The 17,782-nt window shown below is 63.1% G+C and carries 18 protein-coding genes; 13 read left to right on the top strand and 5 right to left on the bottom strand.

Annotated features, from left to right (window positions below; all coding sequences use genetic code 11):
• Window positions 1-115 precede the first annotated feature (115 nt).
• Window positions 116-1,492 carry a M20/M25/M40 family metallo-hydrolase gene (locus tag RCO31_RS29575; RefSeq protein ID WP_308971893.1) on the bottom strand — a complete coding sequence of 459 codons (1,377 nt, stop codon included), beginning with the start codon at window positions 1,490-1,492 and terminating at the stop codon, window positions 116-118.
• Between the two features lie 223 nt (window positions 1,493-1,715).
• On the opposite strand from RCO31_RS29575, the gene RCO31_RS29570 reads away from it, so the two are divergent.
• The 6 genes from RCO31_RS29570 to RCO31_RS29545 are packed head-to-tail and all read left to right on the top strand — an operon-like array spanning window position 1,716 to window position 7,507.
• Window positions 1,716-3,425 (top strand): LysM domain-containing protein, encoded by a 1,710-nt coding sequence (locus tag RCO31_RS29570; protein WP_308971892.1) that lies wholly within the window; start codon window positions 1,716-1,718, stop codon window positions 3,423-3,425.
• Window positions 3,419-3,919 (top strand): hypothetical protein, encoded by a 501-nt coding sequence (locus RCO31_RS29565; protein WP_308971891.1) that lies wholly within the window; start codon window positions 3,419-3,421, stop codon window positions 3,917-3,919. The genes RCO31_RS29570 and RCO31_RS29565 overlap by 7 nt, the downstream gene beginning before the upstream one ends.
• A gap of 14 nt (window positions 3,920-3,933) precedes the next feature.
• Window positions 3,934-5,649, top strand: a complete 1,716-nt coding sequence (locus RCO31_RS29560) for a radical SAM/SPASM domain-containing protein (protein ID WP_308971890.1) — start codon at window positions 3,934-3,936, stop codon at window positions 5,647-5,649.
• Window positions 5,646-6,563, top strand: a complete 918-nt coding sequence (locus RCO31_RS29555; RefSeq protein WP_308971889.1) for a hypothetical protein — start codon at window positions 5,646-5,648, stop codon at window positions 6,561-6,563. Before RCO31_RS29560 ends, RCO31_RS29555 begins: the two co-directional genes overlap by 4 nt.
• Window positions 6,564-6,580: 17 nt before the next feature.
• Window positions 6,581-6,937, top strand: a complete 357-nt coding sequence (locus RCO31_RS29550; RefSeq protein ID WP_308971888.1) for a nuclear transport factor 2 family protein — start codon at window positions 6,581-6,583, stop codon at window positions 6,935-6,937.
• A 54-nt stretch (window positions 6,938-6,991) separates the two neighbouring features.
• Complete coding sequence (locus RCO31_RS29545; protein ID WP_308971887.1) at window positions 6,992-7,507, top strand: zinc ribbon domain-containing protein; 516 nt, start codon at window positions 6,992-6,994, stop codon at window positions 7,505-7,507.
• Here the strand turns inward: RCO31_RS29545 and RCO31_RS29540 are convergent.
• Window positions 7,504-8,862, bottom strand: coding sequence for an MFS transporter (locus RCO31_RS29540; protein ID WP_374991550.1), 1,359 nt, complete (start codon window positions 8,860-8,862; stop codon window positions 7,504-7,506). The two genes, RCO31_RS29545 and RCO31_RS29540, sit on opposite strands and share 4 nt — an antisense overlap.
• A 181-nt stretch (window positions 8,863-9,043) precedes the next feature.
• On the opposite strand from RCO31_RS29540, the gene cyoA reads away from it, so the two are divergent.
• Genes cyoA through RCO31_RS29505 form a run of 7 tightly spaced genes read left to right on the top strand, consistent with a single transcriptional unit; the run spans window position 9,044 to window position 16,023 of the window.
• Window positions 9,044-10,210: a ubiquinol oxidase subunit II gene (gene cyoA / locus RCO31_RS29535; RefSeq protein ID WP_308971885.1), complete on the top strand. Its 1,167-nt coding sequence runs from the start codon at window positions 9,044-9,046 to the stop codon at window positions 10,208-10,210.
• Window positions 10,211-10,217: 7 nt separating this feature from the next.
• A complete protein-coding gene (gene cyoB, locus RCO31_RS29530; protein WP_308971884.1) occupies window positions 10,218-12,221 on the top strand; it encodes a cytochrome o ubiquinol oxidase subunit I in 2,004 nt (667 codons plus the stop codon).
• A gap of 3 nt (window positions 12,222-12,224) precedes the next feature.
• Entirely contained in the window at window positions 12,225-12,854 is a 630-nt protein-coding gene (gene cyoC, locus RCO31_RS29525) for a cytochrome o ubiquinol oxidase subunit III (RefSeq protein WP_308971883.1), read from the top strand.
• Window positions 12,851-13,240 (top strand): cytochrome o ubiquinol oxidase subunit IV, encoded by a 390-nt coding sequence (gene cyoD / locus RCO31_RS29520; RefSeq protein WP_308971882.1) that lies wholly within the window; start codon window positions 12,851-12,853, stop codon window positions 13,238-13,240. Before cyoC ends, cyoD begins: the two co-directional genes overlap by 4 nt.
• Window positions 13,237-14,109, top strand: coding sequence for an SURF1 family protein (locus RCO31_RS29515; RefSeq protein WP_374991549.1), 873 nt, complete (start codon window positions 13,237-13,239; stop codon window positions 14,107-14,109). The genes cyoD and RCO31_RS29515 overlap by 4 nt, the downstream gene beginning before the upstream one ends.
• Before the next feature lie 5 nt (window positions 14,110-14,114).
• The gene (locus RCO31_RS29510) at window positions 14,115-15,500 is read left to right on the top strand and encodes an ATP-binding protein (protein ID WP_308971881.1); all 1,386 of its coding nucleotides are present in this window, start codon (window positions 14,115-14,117) and stop codon (window positions 15,498-15,500) included.
• Window positions 15,490-16,023, top strand: a complete 534-nt coding sequence (locus tag RCO31_RS29505) for a response regulator transcription factor (RefSeq protein ID WP_308971880.1) — start codon at window positions 15,490-15,492, stop codon at window positions 16,021-16,023. The genes RCO31_RS29510 and RCO31_RS29505 overlap by 11 nt, the downstream gene beginning before the upstream one ends.
• Before the next feature lie 81 nt (window positions 16,024-16,104).
• Here the strand turns inward: RCO31_RS29505 and RCO31_RS29500 are convergent, their stop codons facing one another.
• The 3 genes from RCO31_RS29500 to RCO31_RS29490 all read right to left on the bottom strand — a co-directional run bounded on the left by RCO31_RS29500 (window position 16,105) and on the right by RCO31_RS29490 (window position 17,682).
• A complete protein-coding gene (locus tag RCO31_RS29500) occupies window positions 16,105-16,377 on the bottom strand; it encodes an Atu4866 domain-containing protein (protein ID WP_308971895.1) in 273 nt (90 codons plus the stop codon).
• Between the two features lie 92 nt (window positions 16,378-16,469).
• Window positions 16,470-16,946, bottom strand: coding sequence for a carboxymuconolactone decarboxylase family protein (locus RCO31_RS29495; protein WP_308971879.1), 477 nt, complete (start codon window positions 16,944-16,946; stop codon window positions 16,470-16,472).
• A 10-nt stretch (window positions 16,947-16,956) separates the two neighbouring features.
• On the bottom strand, window positions 16,957-17,682 hold the full coding sequence (locus RCO31_RS29490) for an SDR family oxidoreductase (protein WP_308971878.1): 726 nt from the start codon (window positions 17,680-17,682) through the stop codon (window positions 16,957-16,959).
• Window positions 17,683-17,782 lie beyond the last annotated feature (100 nt).

The raw sequence follows: 17,782 nt of genomic DNA, 5'->3' as shown, positions 1-17,782 counted from the left end.
TGCGAATTTCTGATCCATAAACGACACTAGAATCATAAACTTGCTAGTGTCCTGATCGAATCCGAAGTTCGCTCTGAGCTCGCTGCAAAGTATGGCGAACTTCGGATTCGGGACACTAGCCGAAATTGGCCTTGCCGAGCGTGTCCAGCAGTGCTGCGCCGGTGCGAATGCCATTGAAGAAGCATTCGATCTTCAGGTTTTCGTTCGGCGCGTGATTGGCCTCGTCGGCATTGCCGTAAGGCGTTACGAACGCGTCTATCCCGAGGATCTGGGTAAAGGCATAGCCAGGCAGGCTGCCGAAGCCGGCCGGGTAGATCAGCGGCTCGATCCCATGCGCAGCCACGATCGCCTGGCGGATCGGTGCCGCATAGGATGAGTTGATCGGCGTTTTCGAGGGCTGCATGCCCGATCCGTGTGAGACCACCGTGACTTCGGGCGCATGCTTGTGCACGTGCGCCTCGACTTTACGAAGAATATCGGCCGTGTCCTGCGCCGCGACGAGGCGGATGTCGCACTTCGCGATGGCCTCGTGCGGCAGCACGGTTTTCGAACCCGGCCCGCCATAACCGCCGTGCAGCCCATTGATCGTCAGCGTGGGCCTGAAACACAGGCGTTCGTAGTAGTCGCGCCCGGCCGGTTCATCCAGGCGACTAAGGCCGAGCGAACGCTTGATCTCGTCCAGATCGAGCGGCAGCCGCGCGACGGCCTCGCACTCCTCTTCGGTCGGTGCGAGGACGTCATCGTCAAATCCCTCGATCGTGATCTCGCCGCGATCATTCTTCATCGTCGCGAGCAGGTGCACGAGCGTCCACAGCGGGTTCGGCACGACACCGCCAAAATTGCCGGAATGAACATCGCGGCTGGCGTGTCGCGCGTGAAGATCGAAGCTGATGACGCCGCGGGATCCCAACTTGAGTGTTGGCCGACCCGACGGATGCAGCGGGCCATCGGCCGTGACCGCAAGATCCGCCTTCAGCAGATCGCGATGGTCGCGCACGAAATCGGCGATGTGTGGGCTGCCGATTTCTTCCTCGCCCTCGAGCAGCAGGATGACGTTGCAGGGCAAACGCCCGTGGACCTTGAGATGCGATTCGATCGCAAGGATCTGCGCGAAATGCTGGCCCTTATTGTCGGCGACACCGCGCGCAAAAATGCGGCCATCGCGGATCGTCGGCTCGAACGGAGGACTGAGCCACAGGTCGAGCGGGTCCGGCGGCTGCACGTCATAGTGACCGTAGAGCAGGACCGTCGGCGCGCCTTCGGCCTTGAGCCAGCGCGCGACGACCATCGGATGCCCCGCACTCGGCACCAGCCGAGCCTCGAGGCCGAGCTTGCTCAGCATGTCCACCAGAAGTTCGGCAACGTCCTTGATGCCGATGTTGTGTGCACTGATGCTTGGATGGCGGACGTAGTCCATCAACCGATGGAGAGATGTCTCGCGCTGTGCGTCGACGTGCGCGAGGACGTCAGATAGTTCCAGCTTTGCGACCATGAAGCTCAGCCTATCACTGGGCAGGAATCCCGTAAACGACCGAAGCGATCAGCTTGGCGCAGGCCACGTTTGCAAGCGTCGGCTTGACCAAGGCCTGGCACGAGCTGCTGCTCGCGACCCCGTCAGGTCGATGTCAGGTCGGCGCGCTATCCAATACGCAAGAGTCGGAGCGCAGAGATTTTGCTTCGGCAGCGGACATTGTTGGTAATGGGCGGATTGGACAATGGCGAAGGTCATCGACAAGGCTGTCGGCGCGCGTTCGCAGCGGACAGAGGCGAAAGAGGAAACAGACGACGCTCAATCTTGGTCCGACAGCCTGCAGCGCGCGAGCCGGCCTGACGCCCCGCGCGTTGACAACGCGTCGGCGCCGCGGAACCAGCAGGCCGGCAACGGGCAGAACGTCGGACAAGTTGCCAACGACAACGTCGTCGAGCATCGCGTCAAGGAGGGCGAATCGCTCTGGAGCATTTCGCGCCAGCATGACCGCCCGTTTCCCGACGTGCTCAAGGCCAACCCCCAACTGCGGGACCCGGATCGGATCAAGCCCGGCGACACCGTGCGCGTGCCGATGGGCTCACCGCCGCAGCAGACGCCATCTCCGAGCCAGCCGCCGCAACAGCCGAGCCAGCCGCCGCAGCAGCCGAGCTCGCCGCCTCCGACGGCAACACCAACACCAACACCCACGCCAATACCCACCCCAGCTCCGACCGGAACGCCGAACCCGCAGCCTGCGTCGGGAGTTCCGTGCGGCATCGACGCGAGCATCCACAACCCTTGCGCTGCGGCGGCAACCTTGCCGTGCGGCGTCGACGTGGGTGCCGGCACGGCCTGCGGGGGAAACGTCACGCCTTGTGTGGCCAAGGCCAGCGGAGGCACCGCGTGTGGCGGAAGGGCGGGTGGCTGTGGCGGCAATCTGGGGATCGGCACAGCTTGCGGCACCGACCTTGCCTCCTGTGGGGGCAATGCAGCCGGCGGCGCAGCATGCGGCGCCAAGGGAACCCTCTGCGGAGGGAATGCCCGTGTCGGTTCGGGATGCGGCGTGAACTACGGGACCTGCGGCGGCAAGTTTACGGACGGAAAGCTCTGCGGCGTCGACGGCAGCACCTGCGGCTCGAAGCACAGCCCGCCGAAGCTCTGCGGTGTTGACGGCAACCTCGCCTGCGGCGCCAAAGCCAGCGGTGGCGTGTGCGGGACGGACGGCAACGTATGTGGCACCGACGGCACTGTCGAGGCCTGCGGCACCGACGGCGACGCCTGCGGAACCAACATTGGCGCGGAAGCTTGCGGCGTCGACGGTAACGCTTGCGCCTCGGATGCAACCGTCGAAGCCTGTACTGCGGACGGCAATGTCTGCGGTGTCGACGGTGGCGCGGAGGCTTGCGTCGCGGACGGCAACGTGTGCGGCACGGATGCAACAGTCGAGGCCTGCGCAGCGGACGGCAACGTCTGCGGCGCCGATGTCGGCGCTGAAGCCTGTGCGGCGGACGGCAACGCTTGCGCCGCGGACGCGACCGTCGAGGCTTGCGGCGCTGACGGCAACATCTGCGGCGCCGACGCGGGCGCTGAAGCATGTGCCGCCGACGCCAACGCCTGCGCAGCCGATGCGTCCGTCGAAGCCTGCGCTGCGGATGCCGCAGCCTGCGCGGCGAACGCGGTCGCAGAAGCCTGCGCGGCTGATGCGGATGCGTGCGCTGCCAACGCTTCGGCCGACGCCTGTGCTGCCGACGCCGATGCGTGTGCGGCCAACGCGTCGCTCGATGCCTGCGCGGCCGATGCGGATGCCTGCGCCGCCAAGGCGGGCGCCGACGCCTGTGCCATCGATACGGGTGTCTGTGCCGCCAATCTCGGTGGCGTCTGTGGCGTCGACGCGCCGGTGCTCGATCCGATTTCGTTCTGCGCGGTGAACGTCATCCCGGTGCTGCCGTCATGCTGATGATCGACATGCGCAACAGCACCGCGCGCGTCACCATGCGCGAGATCACAGCGGCGGGCCGCCGCTACGCGTCGAACCCGATCGCGCTGGCGAGCTTCATGGCAGGCGTGCGGCTCGCGCCGGAGGTGCTGCTTGAAGCCACATGGCGGAATACGGCCGGCGCGGCGGGAAACTTCGCGTTCTTCCGCAATCTGATGCTTGGATTGTTGCCGCGCATTTACGACGTGCGCCACCTGGAGACGCTGGGCGGCCGCTTTGCGCTCCGCGTGATGGGAATAGGCCGCCATGGAGAATTCACCACCATGGTCGTCAACAGGCGGGTGGTCACGCTGACCGGCTTGCCGCTCGATGAGGTCGCCGGCACCGCCATCATCGACGCCTCGATTCGTGCCGACGTGTTCCTCGCCTTGTGGAACGACATGCTTGCAGAGCTCGCGGAAACCACGCTGACGCGCATTGCTATGGCGCGATCGGTATCGCAGCAGACGCACTAAGCAGGACAGAACCCATGCCCGATTTCGAATGCCAGGTGCCCCAGGATCATGAACAGGCGGAGGTTGCGTCGCTGGCGCAGAATTCCGCGCGTGCGAGTGCATTGGAGGTGGCTGCGCGACAGACCCTGTCGACCGTTCACGGGCGCCAGCACGGCGCCGCGGCGAACAGCTACAAGGCCTCGCGTTACGACATCCCGGTCAGGCTTGCCGATGGCGCCGCGCTGCTTTTCAATTCGCGGACACGGTCGCTCATCCTTCTGTCCGACGGCGAGGCCCGTATCTATCGCGAGCTCGCGGAAAGACCGTCTTTCTCGAGCGGAGACGTGAGCGATCGCTTGCTGCTCGAAGCGCTCGTCGGCGGCGGCCACGTGGTCGGCGCGACAGTCGATGAGCTTGCGGTAGTGCGAAACAATTACGACGCGACCCGCAGCGCCAAAAACAACCTGACGCTGACGATCGCGCCAACCATGGCCTGCAACTTTGCCTGCGGCTACTGCTTCCAAGGCCTGAACAAGCCGACGACGAAGATGAAGCCGGACGTGCAGAATGCCATCGTCGATTTCGTCAAGGCAAAAAAGGATCTCAAGTCGCTCAGCATCGTCTGGTACGGCGGCGAGCCACTGATGGGCAAGGATTCGATCTTCCGGCTGTCGGACATTCTGATTTCGTACTGCGACAAACAGAAGATCGCCTACAGCGCCGGAATCGTCTCCAATGCTTGGTTCCTCAACGGCGAAATGGCCGCGCAGCTTTACACCCGCCGCATCCGTTGGGTGCAAGTGACGATCGACGGCGACCGCGGAACACACGACAAGATGCGGCCTCTGACCTCAGGGCACGGAACCTTCGACCGCATCCTCGACAACATTGCCGAATCGCTGGATCAGACGGCGATTGCGATCAATGTGCGTGTCAATGTCGGTCAGAGCAACGTTGACAACGTCAATTCCATGCTCGATCGCCTCGTCGAGCGAAATTTCGCCAAGCGCGGCAACTTCAGCGTCTATTTCGCGCCCATCGAAGCCTCCACGCCGGAGAGCGGCAGCGCCTTCGAGGAGAAGCTCTCCCGCGCGGAGTTCAATCGTAAGGTGCTCGCGCTCGAGGAGCGCGCGCGGCGCCTTGGCTTTGCTTCCATCCAGGCGCCGTCGAACGGCTTCGCCGGAATGTGCGTGGCGGCCTCCCACGGCGGCTATGTCGTGTCGGGCGAGGGTGACGTGCACAAGTGCTGGGAGACGGCGCACGATCCGAGCAAGCGAACCGGCAGCATCTTCGAGCCGGACAAGCTGCACGACAGCGTGAACGCCAGCCTGTGGTCGCAATGGGAGCCATTCGACAACCCGATTTGCGCTTCGTGCAAGATTCTGCCGATGTGCGGCGGCTTCTGCGCGCACCGCTTCGTTTACAGCAATCCGGAGGAAGCGGCGCTACCCTGTCCGAGCTGGAAGTGGAACACGGCCGAATATGTCTTCAGTCGTGCCAAGGGTCTCGGCGTGGTCTCGGCCGATCAATGGCTGCCCGAGGAAGCAACGGTCGAGGCCATGCAATCCGGCGAGCGTCATTCGCTGGAATCGCTGCAGGCCGCCCAGGCGCGCGTGCTGGAAAAAGTCAGCGCGCTGCATGGACGACGGATCGACAGCGCGATGCTTTTTGCCGGCGAGGCGGCACTCGAGGCTGCGCCTTCGTCTGAGGCGGCCAGGGCGGACCGGGTGCTGGAGAGTTCAGAGCCGTGAACGCGATCACTCCGGCTCGCGCCTTCGATCTCATACCCGACAGGTTCGACACCTTTGTCGCCAGCACGTTTGCTGCGAGCAAGGCGGGTCGTCACGTGCGCGATCGCCTGATTGCGCAGGTCGACGGAGGCCGACTGGACCATATGCTTCTGCGCGCGCGGAGCGGCCTCACGACGTTGTCACATGACGTCAACCGCAAGGCCGCGCTGAACATCATCGACTTCGCCTTTGAGCCGCTGGTCATGCAGGGCATGTCGACGGATCAGACGATCAGATACCTCGGCGCAGTGGAGAAGATGCTCCACGTCCGTGAGGCGCGCGGGCTCGACGGATTCGGTCCGCTCTGGGTCGATACGATCCATCATGTGTGCGTGTTCTCCGTGCTGTTTCAGCTGGCCGCTTTCCTTGGCAAGACTGGACGATTCGGCCAGGTTATTTTGCTGCACCAAGGTCAGCGGCCCGAGCCTCGGTTGCGGATCATGGTCGACCTCCTGCGCCGGGCACACGGCATTGCTCTCGTGCTGCTCCAGTTGCAAGGGCGCTGGTTTCCGCGCCTCGCGCAACTGACGACGCCGAGCACGGCCATCTTCTACCTGACCGACATGCCGCCGGAAGCGTTCGCTCAGACGGTGAGGAAGCAGCGGGCAGGATCGCGTCTTCTGCTCAGCCACGACGGCGCAGGTGCGCCGCTGGAGGTCGAAACGGTGTCCGGCTCGCAAAGCTTTGCCCGTCGGCTCGGAGCAGCACGCATTGTTCTCGACTACCCATCGACCGACAGCGTGCGCATTCGGCCGGTTGGGTCCGAGGAGGCCGCAACGTCCCTTTGTCCGCTTGAGGATTGGTTGTTCTGGCCCGTGCTCGGGAGCACCGCCCAGAAGCCCGCAATTGCGCAGGGTTATTCGGCACAGCAGTAAAGGAGAAATCGTCCGACATGCAGCGAGAGGCACAGGCGCTCGTCGACGAGTGGGCTCAGACCTTCAACGCGGGAAGAGTTGCCGATATGGCGCGGTTCTACGCGCCGGATGCGCGGATCGTCCCGCCGGGGCGACCGACACTCGTCGGCGCGCAGGCGATCTGCACATTCTTTGCCGATATCCGCGCTCAAGGCTTTCGCGACTATGCCGTCGATCTCGGCGATGTGTTTGCGAAGGACTCGTCGCTGGTCACGTCGGGTCGATGGGCGCTTCGCGGACCCGGCGGCGGTCAGCAAAGCTTCGAGGGCAACTGGCTCAACGTGCTCGCGCACGGGCGCGGCGGCTGGCTCATCGCCGTCCATATGTGGAACTGATCCTGCCCTGAGAAGCGGCGGACTGGGACGCGGGGGCGATCCAGGAGATGCCAAATGACTCTGACGCGGTGCCCGGATTGCGGCCGGGAGATCAGCAACCAGGCGGCAGTCTGCCCCGGATGCGGCAGGCCTTTGCGGCAGCGCGGTCCGGCGATCGCTGTCGATGGGGCGGGGCGGCCGCTCTACCTCTATGAATACAAGTCCCGGAGAACGCTGTTCGGCCTGCCGCTTGTTCACGTCATGCTCGGCCCGGTGTGGCTGATCGGCTTTAAACCTGCGTGCGGTATTATCGCAGTTGGCAACATCGCCGTCGGCTTCGCCGCATTCGGCGGCGTCGCAATCGGTCTCGCGGCGTTCGGCGGCATCAGCCTCGGTCTCGTGTGCTTCGGTGGAATTGCGGCGGCGCTGGGGCTCGGCGCAGGCGGCATCGCCACGGGCTATTGGGCGCTGGGCGGCATCGCCGTCGGCGTTTACGCGCTTGGCGGGCTCGCGATCGGTGCTCATACTCTGCAGAACGATCCCGATATGCTTCGCATGCTCCACGCTCTGTTCGGTCGAGGATCGACCTAGCTGGACGACTGCGCGGGCGCGCGATCTGCGACCTCAGTCCGATCGTCATGCATGCCTCGTTTCCGGCTCAGTGTCAGCGCCAGCAGGGTGCAGACCGCGCCGGACAGGAGATAGGCGCCGGCCGAGATCAGTCCGAAATTGCTAGCCAGGACGAGCGCGGCGAGCGGCGCAAATCCGGCGCCGAACAGCCACGCGAAGTCGGAGGTCAAAGCCGAGGCCGTATAGCGATACGTCGTGGAAAAGACGGATGCGATGGCGCCCGATGACTGGCCGAACGAAAGGCCGAGCAGCACGAACCCCAACACCATGTAAACCGTCTCGCCGACGACACCGGCATCGAGCAGTTGCGGTGCAAAGCCGCTATAGGCCGCGATCGCGACCGCGGATCCGATCAACAGCGATGTTCGGCCAACCCGATCGGCGATGAGCCCGGAGGCGACAATGGCCGCGATGCCGAACACCGCACCGATGATCTCGATCACCAGAAACCGTGCCGGCGCATCGTTCGTGTACAGGAACACCCATGAAAGCGGAAAGACCGTGACCATGTGGAACAAGGCGAAGCTCGCGAGCGGAGCGAATGCCCCGATCGCGATATTCCGGCCCTCGTGCCGCACCGTGTCGACGACACTGGCCGGCTGCAGATCGCGGCTCTCGAACAGGTTTGTGTAGTCCGGCGTTGCGACCATGCGCAACCGCGCGAACAGGGCGACGACGTTGATCGCGAAGGCGACGAAGAATGGATAGCGCCAGCCCCAGCCAAAGAAGTCTTCCGCCGAAAGGTTGCCGGCGAAAAATGCGAACAATCCGCTCGCGACGATAAGGCCCAAGGGCGCGCCAAGCTGAGGAATCATCGCGTACCAGCCGCGCCGGTGCGGCGGAGCGTTGAGCGCGAGCAGCGATGCAAGGCCGTCCCAGGCTCCGCCCCACGCCAGGCCCTGACCGATGCGTCCCAAAGCAAGAAGCCAGGCGGAAGCTGCGCCGATTGTTTCATAGCCGGGCAGGAACGCGATCGCGACCGTCGACGTGCCGAGCAGGAACAGCGCGAGCGTAAGCTTCACGCCCTTGCCGTGGTTGCGGTCGATGGCTGTGAAGATCCAGGTGCCAAATGGCCGCGCGATGAAGGCGAGTGCGAAGATCGCAAACGAATACAGCGTTCCGGTCAGTGGATCCGCATAGGGAAACACCAGCCGCGGAAAGACGATCACCGACGCGATCGCATAGACGAAGAAGTCGAAGAACTCTGACGTCCGCCCAATGATCACGCCAATGGCAATGTCGGCCGGGTTGGCGTGGCCTTGGTGGAGGTCGATCCTTCCTCCATCACGTTCGGTCATTGTCGCTGCTGGCGCCATCGCCACTCAATCCGTTCGGCAGAAAGTCATGTTCATCGGGCCGGAGGCGCACCTCCGCGAGCCTGCTTGTCGCGCCGTTCGGGAAGCGGCGGCATTGGACAAATTGTCCAATGTCGACCGTGCTGCGCCGCAGCTACGTGTTCGAAGAACAGAGGAAATTCAATTCCAAGCAGGTTCCGTCGTGAGTGGTTTGAGACTTGTCGCGCTGCTGCCCTTGGCGGCTCTCTTGAGTGGCTGCAACTTCGTCGTTCTCGATCCCTCCGGAGACGTCGCCGCACAGCAGCGCGATCTCGTGGTTATCTCGACTGTCCTGATGCTGGTGATCATCGTGCCTGTCATGGCGCTGACCGCGATCTTTGCCTGGCGCTATCGTCATTCGAATACGTCGGCGCGCTACGAGCCTGATTGGGATCATTCGACGCAGCTCGAACTCGTCATCTGGGCGGCTCCGCTTCTGATCATCATCTGTCTCGGCGCGCTCACATGGATGGGCACCCACCTGCTTGATCCCTATCGCACTCTTGGCCGGATTGCGTCGGGACGTTCAGTACCGGAAACGGCAAGGCCGCTCGAAGTGAACGTGGTCGCGCTCGACTGGAAATGGCTCTTCATCTATCCGGAGGAAGGCATCGCGACCGTCAACGAACTCGCCGCACCGGTCGATCGCCCGATCCATTTTCGCATCACCTCGTCATCGGTGATGAATTCCTTCTACATTCCCGCGCTCGCCGGCCAAGTCTACGCCATGGCCGGCATGGAGACGAAGCTGCACGCCGTCATCAACAAGCCGGGCGTCTACCAGGGCTTCTCCGCCAATTACAGCGGCGCAGGATTCTCCGGCATGCGGTTCGATTTTCATGGATTGGCGGGCAAAGGATTTGAGGACTGGGTCGCGCATGTCAAGGCCGGCGGCGGCGGGCTCGACCGATCCAGATACCTCGAACTCGAACGGCCAAGCGAGAACGAGCCCGTACGTCGCTATGCGGCCGTCGATCCCGCCCTCTACAAGGCCATCCTCAACATGTGCGTCGAGCCGGGCAAGATGTGCATGAGCGAGATGATGGCAATTGACGCCAAGGGCGGGCTTGGGCTCGCGGGGCTGAACAACACCCTGCCATTGACCTATGACAAGTATGCCCGGCGTGGCGCCGTGTTCGGACCTGAGGCCACATTTGTTGCGGGAATTTGCGCGATCGAGGAATTGGACAGCGAGATGCCGAAGTCTCTCGCCGCGCCGCGTCGCATGACGCCTGTCACGGGCTCGGGTCTGAAACCTCCGGACTTCACTGCGAACAAGCTCTTGTCGACGTCATTCTTCGTTGGGCAACGTCCCTTGTCCGGTTCCTGAGGCGATCATGTTCGACACATCTGCTATCGCCAAAGCGATCTTCGGCCGCCTGACCTGGGAGTCGCTGCCGCTCCACGAACCGATCGTCGTTGCCACCTTCGTGGTGGTCGCGATCGGAGGCTTGGCCCTTCTTGGTGCGGTCACCTATTTTCGTCTCTGGGGCTATTTGTGGCGCGAGTGGTTCACGACCGTGGATCACAAGCGCATCGGCATCATGTACATGGTGCTCGGCATCGTCATGCTGCTGCGCGGATTCGCCGACGCGATCATGATGCGTCTTCAGCAGGCGATCGCGTTCAACGGCTCCGAGGGCTATCTCAACGCCCATCACTACGATCAGGTCTTCACTGCGCACGGCGTCATCATGATCTTCTTCGTGGCGATGCCGCTTGTCACCGGGCTGATGAATTACGTCGTTCCGTTACAGATCGGCGCGCGCGACGTGTCGTTCCCGTTCCTCAACAATTTCAGCTTCTGGATGACGGCGGGCGGTGCGGTCCTGGTGATGATGTCGCTGTTCATCGGCGAGTTCGCGCGAACGGGCTGGCTTGCCTATCCGCCGTTGTCGAACATCGGCTACAGCCCCGATGTCGGGGTCGATTACTACATCTGGGCGCTTCAGGTCGCCGGTGTCGGAACGACATTATCGGGCATCAACCTAATCTGCACGATCGTCAAGCTGCGCGCGCCGGGCATGACGATGATGAAGATGCCCGTGTTCACCTGGACGTCGCTCTGCACGAACGTGCTGATTGTCGCCTCGTTTCCGGTGCTGACCGCGGTGCTCGCGCTGCTGTCGCTGGACCGCTACATCGGCACGAACTTCTTCACCAACGACTTCGGCGGCAATCCGATGATGTATGTGAACCTCATCTGGATCTGGGGGCATCCGGAGGTGTACATCCTGATCCTGCCGGCGTTCGGCATCTTTTCCGAGGTCACCTCTACGTTCTCCGGCAAGCGGCTGTTCGGCTACACGTCGATGGTCTACGCCACCGTCGTCATCACCATCCTTTCCTATCTCGTGTGGTTGCACCACTTCTTCACGATGGGATCGGGCGCCAGCGTCAACTCGTTCTTCGGGATCACGACCATGATCATTTCGATCCCGACCGGCGCCAAGATATTTAACTGGCTGTTCACGATGTATCGCGGCCGCATCCGCTTCGAACTGCCGATGATGTGGACGATCGCGTTCATGCTGACGTTCGTCATTGGCGGCATGACCGGCGTCCTGTTGGCCGTGCCGCCCGCGGATTTCGTGCTGCACAACAGCTTGTTCCTGGTCGCGCATTTCCACAACGTCATCATCGGCGGCGTCTTGTTCGGCCTGTTTGCCGGCATCGCCTACTGGTTTCCGAAGGCATTCGGATTCAAGCTTGATCCATTCTGGGGCAAGCTGTCGTTCTGGTTCTGGGTCGTCGGTTTCTATCTTGCGTTCATGCCGCTCTATGTGCTCGGCCTGATGGGCGTGACCCGGCGGCTGCGCGTCTTCGACGATCCGTCATTGCAGATCTGGTTCGTCATCGCCGGCATCGGCGCCTTCCTGATCCTGCTCGGCATCGTCGCCTTCCTGGTGCAGATCGCCGTCAGCGTGCTGCGGCGCGAGTCCTTGCGCGACGTGACCGGCGATCCATGGGACGGGCGTACGCTGGAATGGGCGACGTCTTCGCCGCCGGCCGACTACAATTTCGCCTTCACCCCGGTCGTCTACGACAATGATGCCTGGTGGGATATGAAGCGGCGCGGGTATCGAAGGCCGCTTGCGAACTTCAAGCCGATCCACATGCCGAGCAACACGGCAACCGGCATCGTGCTGGCCGGTCTGAGCACGGCGCTGGGTTTCGGTCTGATCTGGTACATGTGGTGGCTTGCGGCGGCATCCTTCGTTGCGCTGCTCGCGGTCGCGATCGGCCATACGTTCAACTATCATCGTGATTTTCATATTCCAGCCGACGAGGTCGCGCAGGCGGAAGGCGCACGCACCCGTCTGCTCGCGGCAGGAACCTGAGCCGTGACCGTCGCAGTCACCCTATCAAAGGGCGCAGCCCCGGTCTTTCACCTGGAAGACGAGCACGCGCATGCCGAAGGCGGCAGCACGATGCTCGGCTTCTGGATCTATCTGATGAGCGACTGTCTCATCTTCGCAATCCTGTTTGCGACCTACGGCGTGCTTGGAAGCAATTACGCTGCGGGCCCGGCGCCAAAGGACCTGTTCGACCTGCCGCTGGTGGCGGTCAACACGTCAATGCTGCTCTTGTCGTCGATCACCTACGGCTTTGCGATGCTGACGATGGTGAAGGGGCGCGTCGGCGCGACCCAGGCATGGCTGGCCGTCACCGGTCTGTTCGGTCTCGCATTCATCGGCATCGAGCTGTACGAGTTCGCCCACATGATCCACGAAGGTGCAACGCCGCAGCGCAGCGCCTTCCTGTCGTCGTTCTTCACACTGGTCGGCACGCATGGCCTGCACGTCACTTTCGGGCTCGTCTGGCTGGCGACGTTGATGGGGCAGGTCGCACGCTACGGCCTGATCGAAGCCAATCGGCGGCGGCTGATGTGCCTGAGCATGTTCTGGCACTTCCTCGACGTGATCTGGATCGGTGTCTTCACGTTCGTCTATCTGATGGGGATGCTGCGATGAGCGCCAATACGAAGATAGAGGGCGGTTTGCATGCGCATGACGATCATGCCGGCGATTTGCATGCGCATGGCTCGCTGCGCAGTTATCTGATCGGCTTTGGTCTGTCCGTCGTCCTCACGGCGATCCCGTTCTGGCTCGTCATGACGGACGTACTCGCCAGCAAGCAGATCACCGCTCTCGTCATCATGGCTTTCGCCGCCGCGCAGATCGTCGTCCACATGATCTGCTTTCTGCACATGAACACGCGCGCAGAGGAGGGCTGGACCATGATGGCGTTGATCTTCACCATCATCATGGTCGTCATCGCGCTCACCGGATCGCTATGGGTGATGTATCACCTCAACGCCAACATGATGCCGGTGCATGACATGAGCCGGATGCCGTGACAGCGGCACGGACGCACAGGGAGCGTAATGTCGCCGGGCAGCCTGGCCGACGAACAGGCCGCGCTCGAAGATCCCCGCTGGCGCTTGGTACGCTTGCGGTTCTGTCGCTTCTCGGCGTCGCCGTCCTGACTTCGCTCGGCGTGTGGCAGATCGAACGCCGGACCTGGAAGCTCGATCTTATCCAACGGGTCGAGCAGCGAATTCATGCGGCGCCCGTGCCGGTTCCCGCCGTCGACGCATGGCCGTCGATCAACGCAGACCGTGATGCCTACCGGCGCGTGAGCGTTGACGGCCGTTTCCTTCACGATCGCGAAACGCTCGTGCAGGCCGTGACCGAGCTCGGCGGAGGCTTCTGGGTTCTCACGCCGTTGCGGACCGGCGACGGTGCGACGATCCTCGTCAATCGAGGTTTTGTTCCGCCGGAACGCCGCGATCAGGCCATGCGCCGCGACGGCGAACCGGGAGGCACCGTCCGTGTCACCGGGCTGGTGCGGATGACGGAGCCGAACGGCGCGTTCCTCAGGGCCAATGATCCGACGGCTGACCGCTGGTATTCACGCGACGTCTCGGCCATCGCAGCGGCGCGCGGGCTCCCCGACGTTGCTCCGTTCTTCATCGATGCCGATGCGACGCCGAACCCCGGAGGCTGGCCTGTGGGCGGACTGACGGTGATTGCGTTCTCCAACAACCATCTGGTCTATGCTTTGACCTGGTTTACCTTGGCCCTCATGCTCGGCGGGGCGGCCGTCTTTGTCTTCCGCGACGAGTGGCGCTTGCGCCAAGGCGACATAGATTCACGTGTGAGCGTCGTCGCCAGCCAGTTTCCCGGGCGACGCCGTTCTGCTCGCCGCGCGGGACTGAGATGCTGAACCGGATGTCGAATACGAATGGAGGTGGCAGCAGCCCTGCTTTGGCAGGCGCAGCTGCATCGCTGTCCGTACAATCGCGCGTAGAAGCCGGCGCCAACGCTCTTCCGGCGTCGGGAGCGGACGACACGACGAACCGGAAGAACATGGCGCTGCTGATCCAGCTGCGCTGGACGGCGGTAATCGGCCAGATCGCGACGATCGCGTTCGTGCATCTGGGGCTCGGCATCGCCTTGCCGCTTCCCCAGATGGCGGCGGTGCTTTGCGGTCTGATCGCGCTGAACCTCGCGAGCCTGATGTGGATGCGCCATCGCGCCGACATCAGCAATCGCGAGTTGTTGCTGGCGCTGATGCTCGACGTCGCCGCGCTGACCGCCCAGCTCTATTTGAGCGGCGGAGCCACCAACCCCTTCACGTCTCTTTATCTGCTGCAGGTCACGCTGGGCGCGGTTCTGCTGGACGCACGGTCAACCTGGTCACTCGTCGCGCTGGCCTGTGCCAGCTTTGCCGGCCTGACCCTTTTCTATCGCCCGCTCGGATTACCCCGATATGGCTTTGAGGACCCGTTCACCCTCTACATCGCCGGTACGTTCATCGGCTTTGCGCTGGATGCAGTGCTGCTGGTGGTGTTCGTGACGCGCATCAACCGGAATCTGCGCGAGCGCGACGCGCATCTGGCTGCCTTGCGGCAGCATGCCGCCGAGGAGGATCATATCGTCCGGATGGGCTTGTTGGCGTCGGGCGCCGCGCACGAGCTCGGCACGCCGCTCGCGTCCCTGTCGGTGATTTTGAGCGACTGGCGTCGCATGCCGACATTCACGTCCGATCCGGATCTTGCCGAAGATCTCTCTGAAATGGAGTCCTCGCTTCAGCGCTGCAAATCCATCGTTACGGGCATTCTGGTCTCGGCCGGTGAAGCGCGCGGCGAGGGCTCGTCTGCAACGACGGTCAACGCCTTTCTCGCTGAGCTGGTTGAGGAGTGGCGTGCCGCGCGCTCGGTGACGACGCTGTCCTTCAAGAATTCGTTCGGCGCTGATCTCGCCATCGCCTCGGATGCGGCACTCAAGCAGGTGGTGTTTAACCTGCTGGACAATGCCTTCGAAGCGTCGCCCGACTGGCTCGAGCTCGCCGCCGAGCGGAACACGGAAGCGCTCCTGCTGCGTGTCAGCGACAATGGTCCAGGATTCTCGTCCGAAATGCTTGCACAGTTGGGCAAACCCTATCATTCGAGCAAGGGCCGGCCTGGCGGCGGCCTGGGACTGTTCCTCGTCGTCAACGTCGTGCGCAAGCTCGGCGGCCAGGTCATGGCGCAGAACCGGCCGCAGGGTGGCGCGGCCGTGACGTTGACGCTGCCGCTGGCGATGCTCGCGATCGGAGGCGATCATGCCGAGTGATCGATTGCTGGTCATCGTCGAGGACGATGCAGGTTTCGCGCGAACGCTCAAGCGCTCATTCGAACGCCGCGACTACACCGTGCTGATCGCCTCGGGGCTTGACGAACTCAAGACGTTGCTGGAGACGCAATCCCCCGGTTACGCGGTGGTGGATCTCAAGCTTGCCGGCGCTTCAGGCCTCTCCTGCGTCGAAACACTGCACGCGCACGACCCGGCGATGCTCATCGTCGTGCTGACGGGCTTTGCCAGCATCGCGACGGCCGTCGAGGCCATCAAGCTCGGAGCATGCCACTATCTCGCCAAGCCTTCGAACACCGACGACATCGAAGCTGCCTTCCGGAAGGCGGCAGGCGACGCGGCGGTTGCCGTGGAGCAGCGGCCGACGTCGATCAAGACGCTGGAATGGGAGCGCATTCACCAGACGCTGATCGAAACCGATTTCAATATCTCGGAAACGGCGCGGCGGCTCGGCATGCACCGCCGCACGCTGGCCCGCAAGCTGGAAAAGCGTCCCGTGAAATAATTGCGGTCTGCAACGACTCCCGATCGGGCGCAGTCTCCAATCATGACTGCCGATCGTTGGCCGTCGAACGCAAAGCGCACGCTATTTCTCGCGGTACAGGATCATGCCGCCGTGGTGCAGCACGCCGTCGATGAACTCGCCATCGGCCGTGAAGCCGGTATCGTCCCAGTAATCGATATGATTTCCGCGGACCTCGTAACGCCCCTGATAGGCGCTGGTGCGGCGTCCGCGCGCCTCGTCGTAGCGCCCATTCGGAAGCAGGTTGTGGCGGATATAGCCGTCCGCCGTGACCCACATGCCGACATAGGGATGGCTTTGTGCCGGTTGAGTTGTCGCTTTGTCGTGGATGTTCATCTGGGCAAGACCTTTCTGGACCAATAGACATGACGTGCCGGCGAGGAGAGCGGCCGCGGCAAGCATTGAGAGCTGCTTCATGGGACACTCCCTCAGGGCCGTGAGGTGGAAGCTGCACGGCGCTCCGCAAAGAGTTCGGACAATGCCTGGGACGCGGAGATCGCCCGAGGAAAACCTGCCGCAACTGTCACCGTGTAGACGATCTCCTTCAGTTCATCCTCGGATGCGCCGACGTTGAGTGCGTAACCGGCGTGGATCTTCATGAAGGTGGGTTCGCCCATGGCTGCGAACATGGCGACGGTGGCGAGTTGACGTGTGCGGTTGTCGAGGCCCGATCTGGACCATACGTCGCCGAGCGCATAGCCTTCTGTCGCGTCGGCGAGGAAGGGAAACTCCCGCCTCATGCGCTCCAGGGCAGGCTGCGGAGCGCCGTTGTTCAGGCTCCTGATAACGGCATCACCGCGTCTGAGGCGCTCGTCCGTCGTTTGCGGAACGGCCGTCGTCGGAACCGCCCCGAGCAAAAGCGCGCCGGCAATGGCTTTGGATGCGTTGCGAAAGTGAGAACCCATTTCTGCCTCCTTATCTTGTCGCCGTTGGTCGGACGACGATCTCGTTGACGTCGACATCGTCGGGTTGCTCGATCGCGAAACGCACCGCACGAGCAATTGCATCGGGCTGCAGCGCGATGGCGCGATAGGTTTTCATCGCCTCGGCTGCCGCAGGATCAGTGATCGTGTCGGCGAGCTCGCTTTCGACGACGCCTGGATGAATGCAGGTGACGCGGATGTTGTCGTGCTCCCGCCGCAAGCCATCGGAGATCGCGCGCACCGCATATTTGGTCGCGCAATAGACGGCCGCAGTCGGCGATACGCTCAGGGCGCCGATGGAGGCCATGTTGATGATGTGGCCTGAGCCTCGTGCCGCCATCTCCGGCAGCACTGCGGCGATGCCGTAGAGAACGCCCTTGATATTGACGTCGACCATCCGCTCCCACTCATCGACCTTCAGTGAGGCCATCAGCGAAAGCGGCATGACACCGGCGTTGTTGACGATCGCGTCCACATGGCCCCAAGCGCGACGCGCGACTTCTGCAAAGGCCGCAACGTCGGCGCGGTCGGTGACGTCGAGGCGGCGGGTCATCGGCTCTCCGCCCGTTGCGCGGATGTCGGCGGCGAGGGCATCCAGCCGCTCGGTGCGGCGCGCGCCGAGCATCACCTTTGCGCCGGCGGCACCCAGCTCCCGGGCGATCGCGGCGCCGATGCCGCTCGAAGCCCCGGTTATGAGGACGACCTTGCTGAGGGACATGTGGGTCTCCGTTGGTGAATTGATCTTTGAAGCCGCGTGGCAGCGGTTGCTCCGTAGATAGCTTTGCGCCATTGTTGCGATAAGACGACCATTTCTTCCC

Origin of the sequence: Bradyrhizobium sp. LHD-71, assembly GCF_031157255.1 — a bacterium.
Lineage (GTDB): Bacteria > Pseudomonadota > Alphaproteobacteria > Rhizobiales > Xanthobacteraceae > P52-10.
This window is presented reverse-complemented; position numbering and strand designations above follow the sequence as displayed.

What these genes read in the sequence shown, in the direction of transcription:
- RCO31_RS29540 (WP_374991550.1), bottom strand. Translation starts at nt 8,862, where the DNA reads ATGGCGCCAGCAGCGACAATGACCGAACGTGATGGAGGAAGGATCGAC.
- RCO31_RS29560 (WP_308971890.1), top strand. Translation starts at nt 3,934, where the DNA reads ATGCCCGATTTCGAATGCCAGGTGCCCCAGGATCATGAACAGGCGGAG.
- RCO31_RS29575 (WP_308971893.1), bottom strand. Translation starts at nt 1,492, where the DNA reads ATGGTCGCAAAGCTGGAACTATCTGACGTCCTCGCGCACGTCGACGCA.
- RCO31_RS29550 (WP_308971888.1), top strand. Translation starts at nt 6,581, where the DNA reads ATGCAGCGAGAGGCACAGGCGCTCGTCGACGAGTGGGCTCAGACCTTC.
- RCO31_RS29495 (WP_308971879.1), bottom strand. Translation starts at nt 16,946, where the DNA reads ATGGGTTCTCACTTTCGCAACGCATCCAAAGCCATTGCCGGCGCGCTT.
- RCO31_RS29500 (WP_308971895.1), bottom strand. Translation starts at nt 16,377, where the DNA reads ATGAACATCCACGACAAAGCGACAACTCAACCGGCACAAAGCCATCCC.
- RCO31_RS29565 (WP_308971891.1), top strand. Translation starts at nt 3,419, where the DNA reads ATGCTGATGATCGACATGCGCAACAGCACCGCGCGCGTCACCATGCGC.
- RCO31_RS29505 (WP_308971880.1), top strand. Translation starts at nt 15,490, where the DNA reads ATGCCGAGTGATCGATTGCTGGTCATCGTCGAGGACGATGCAGGTTTC.
- cyoB (WP_308971884.1), top strand. Translation starts at nt 10,218, where the DNA reads ATGTTCGACACATCTGCTATCGCCAAAGCGATCTTCGGCCGCCTGACC.
- RCO31_RS29510 (WP_308971881.1), top strand. Translation starts at nt 14,115, where the DNA reads ATGTCGAATACGAATGGAGGTGGCAGCAGCCCTGCTTTGGCAGGCGCA.
- cyoD (WP_308971882.1), top strand. Translation starts at nt 12,851, where the DNA reads ATGAGCGCCAATACGAAGATAGAGGGCGGTTTGCATGCGCATGACGAT.
- RCO31_RS29570 (WP_308971892.1), top strand. Translation starts at nt 1,716, where the DNA reads ATGGCGAAGGTCATCGACAAGGCTGTCGGCGCGCGTTCGCAGCGGACA.
- RCO31_RS29490 (WP_308971878.1), bottom strand. Translation starts at nt 17,682, where the DNA reads ATGTCCCTCAGCAAGGTCGTCCTCATAACCGGGGCTTCGAGCGGCATC.
- RCO31_RS29545 (WP_308971887.1), top strand. Translation starts at nt 6,992, where the DNA reads ATGACTCTGACGCGGTGCCCGGATTGCGGCCGGGAGATCAGCAACCAG.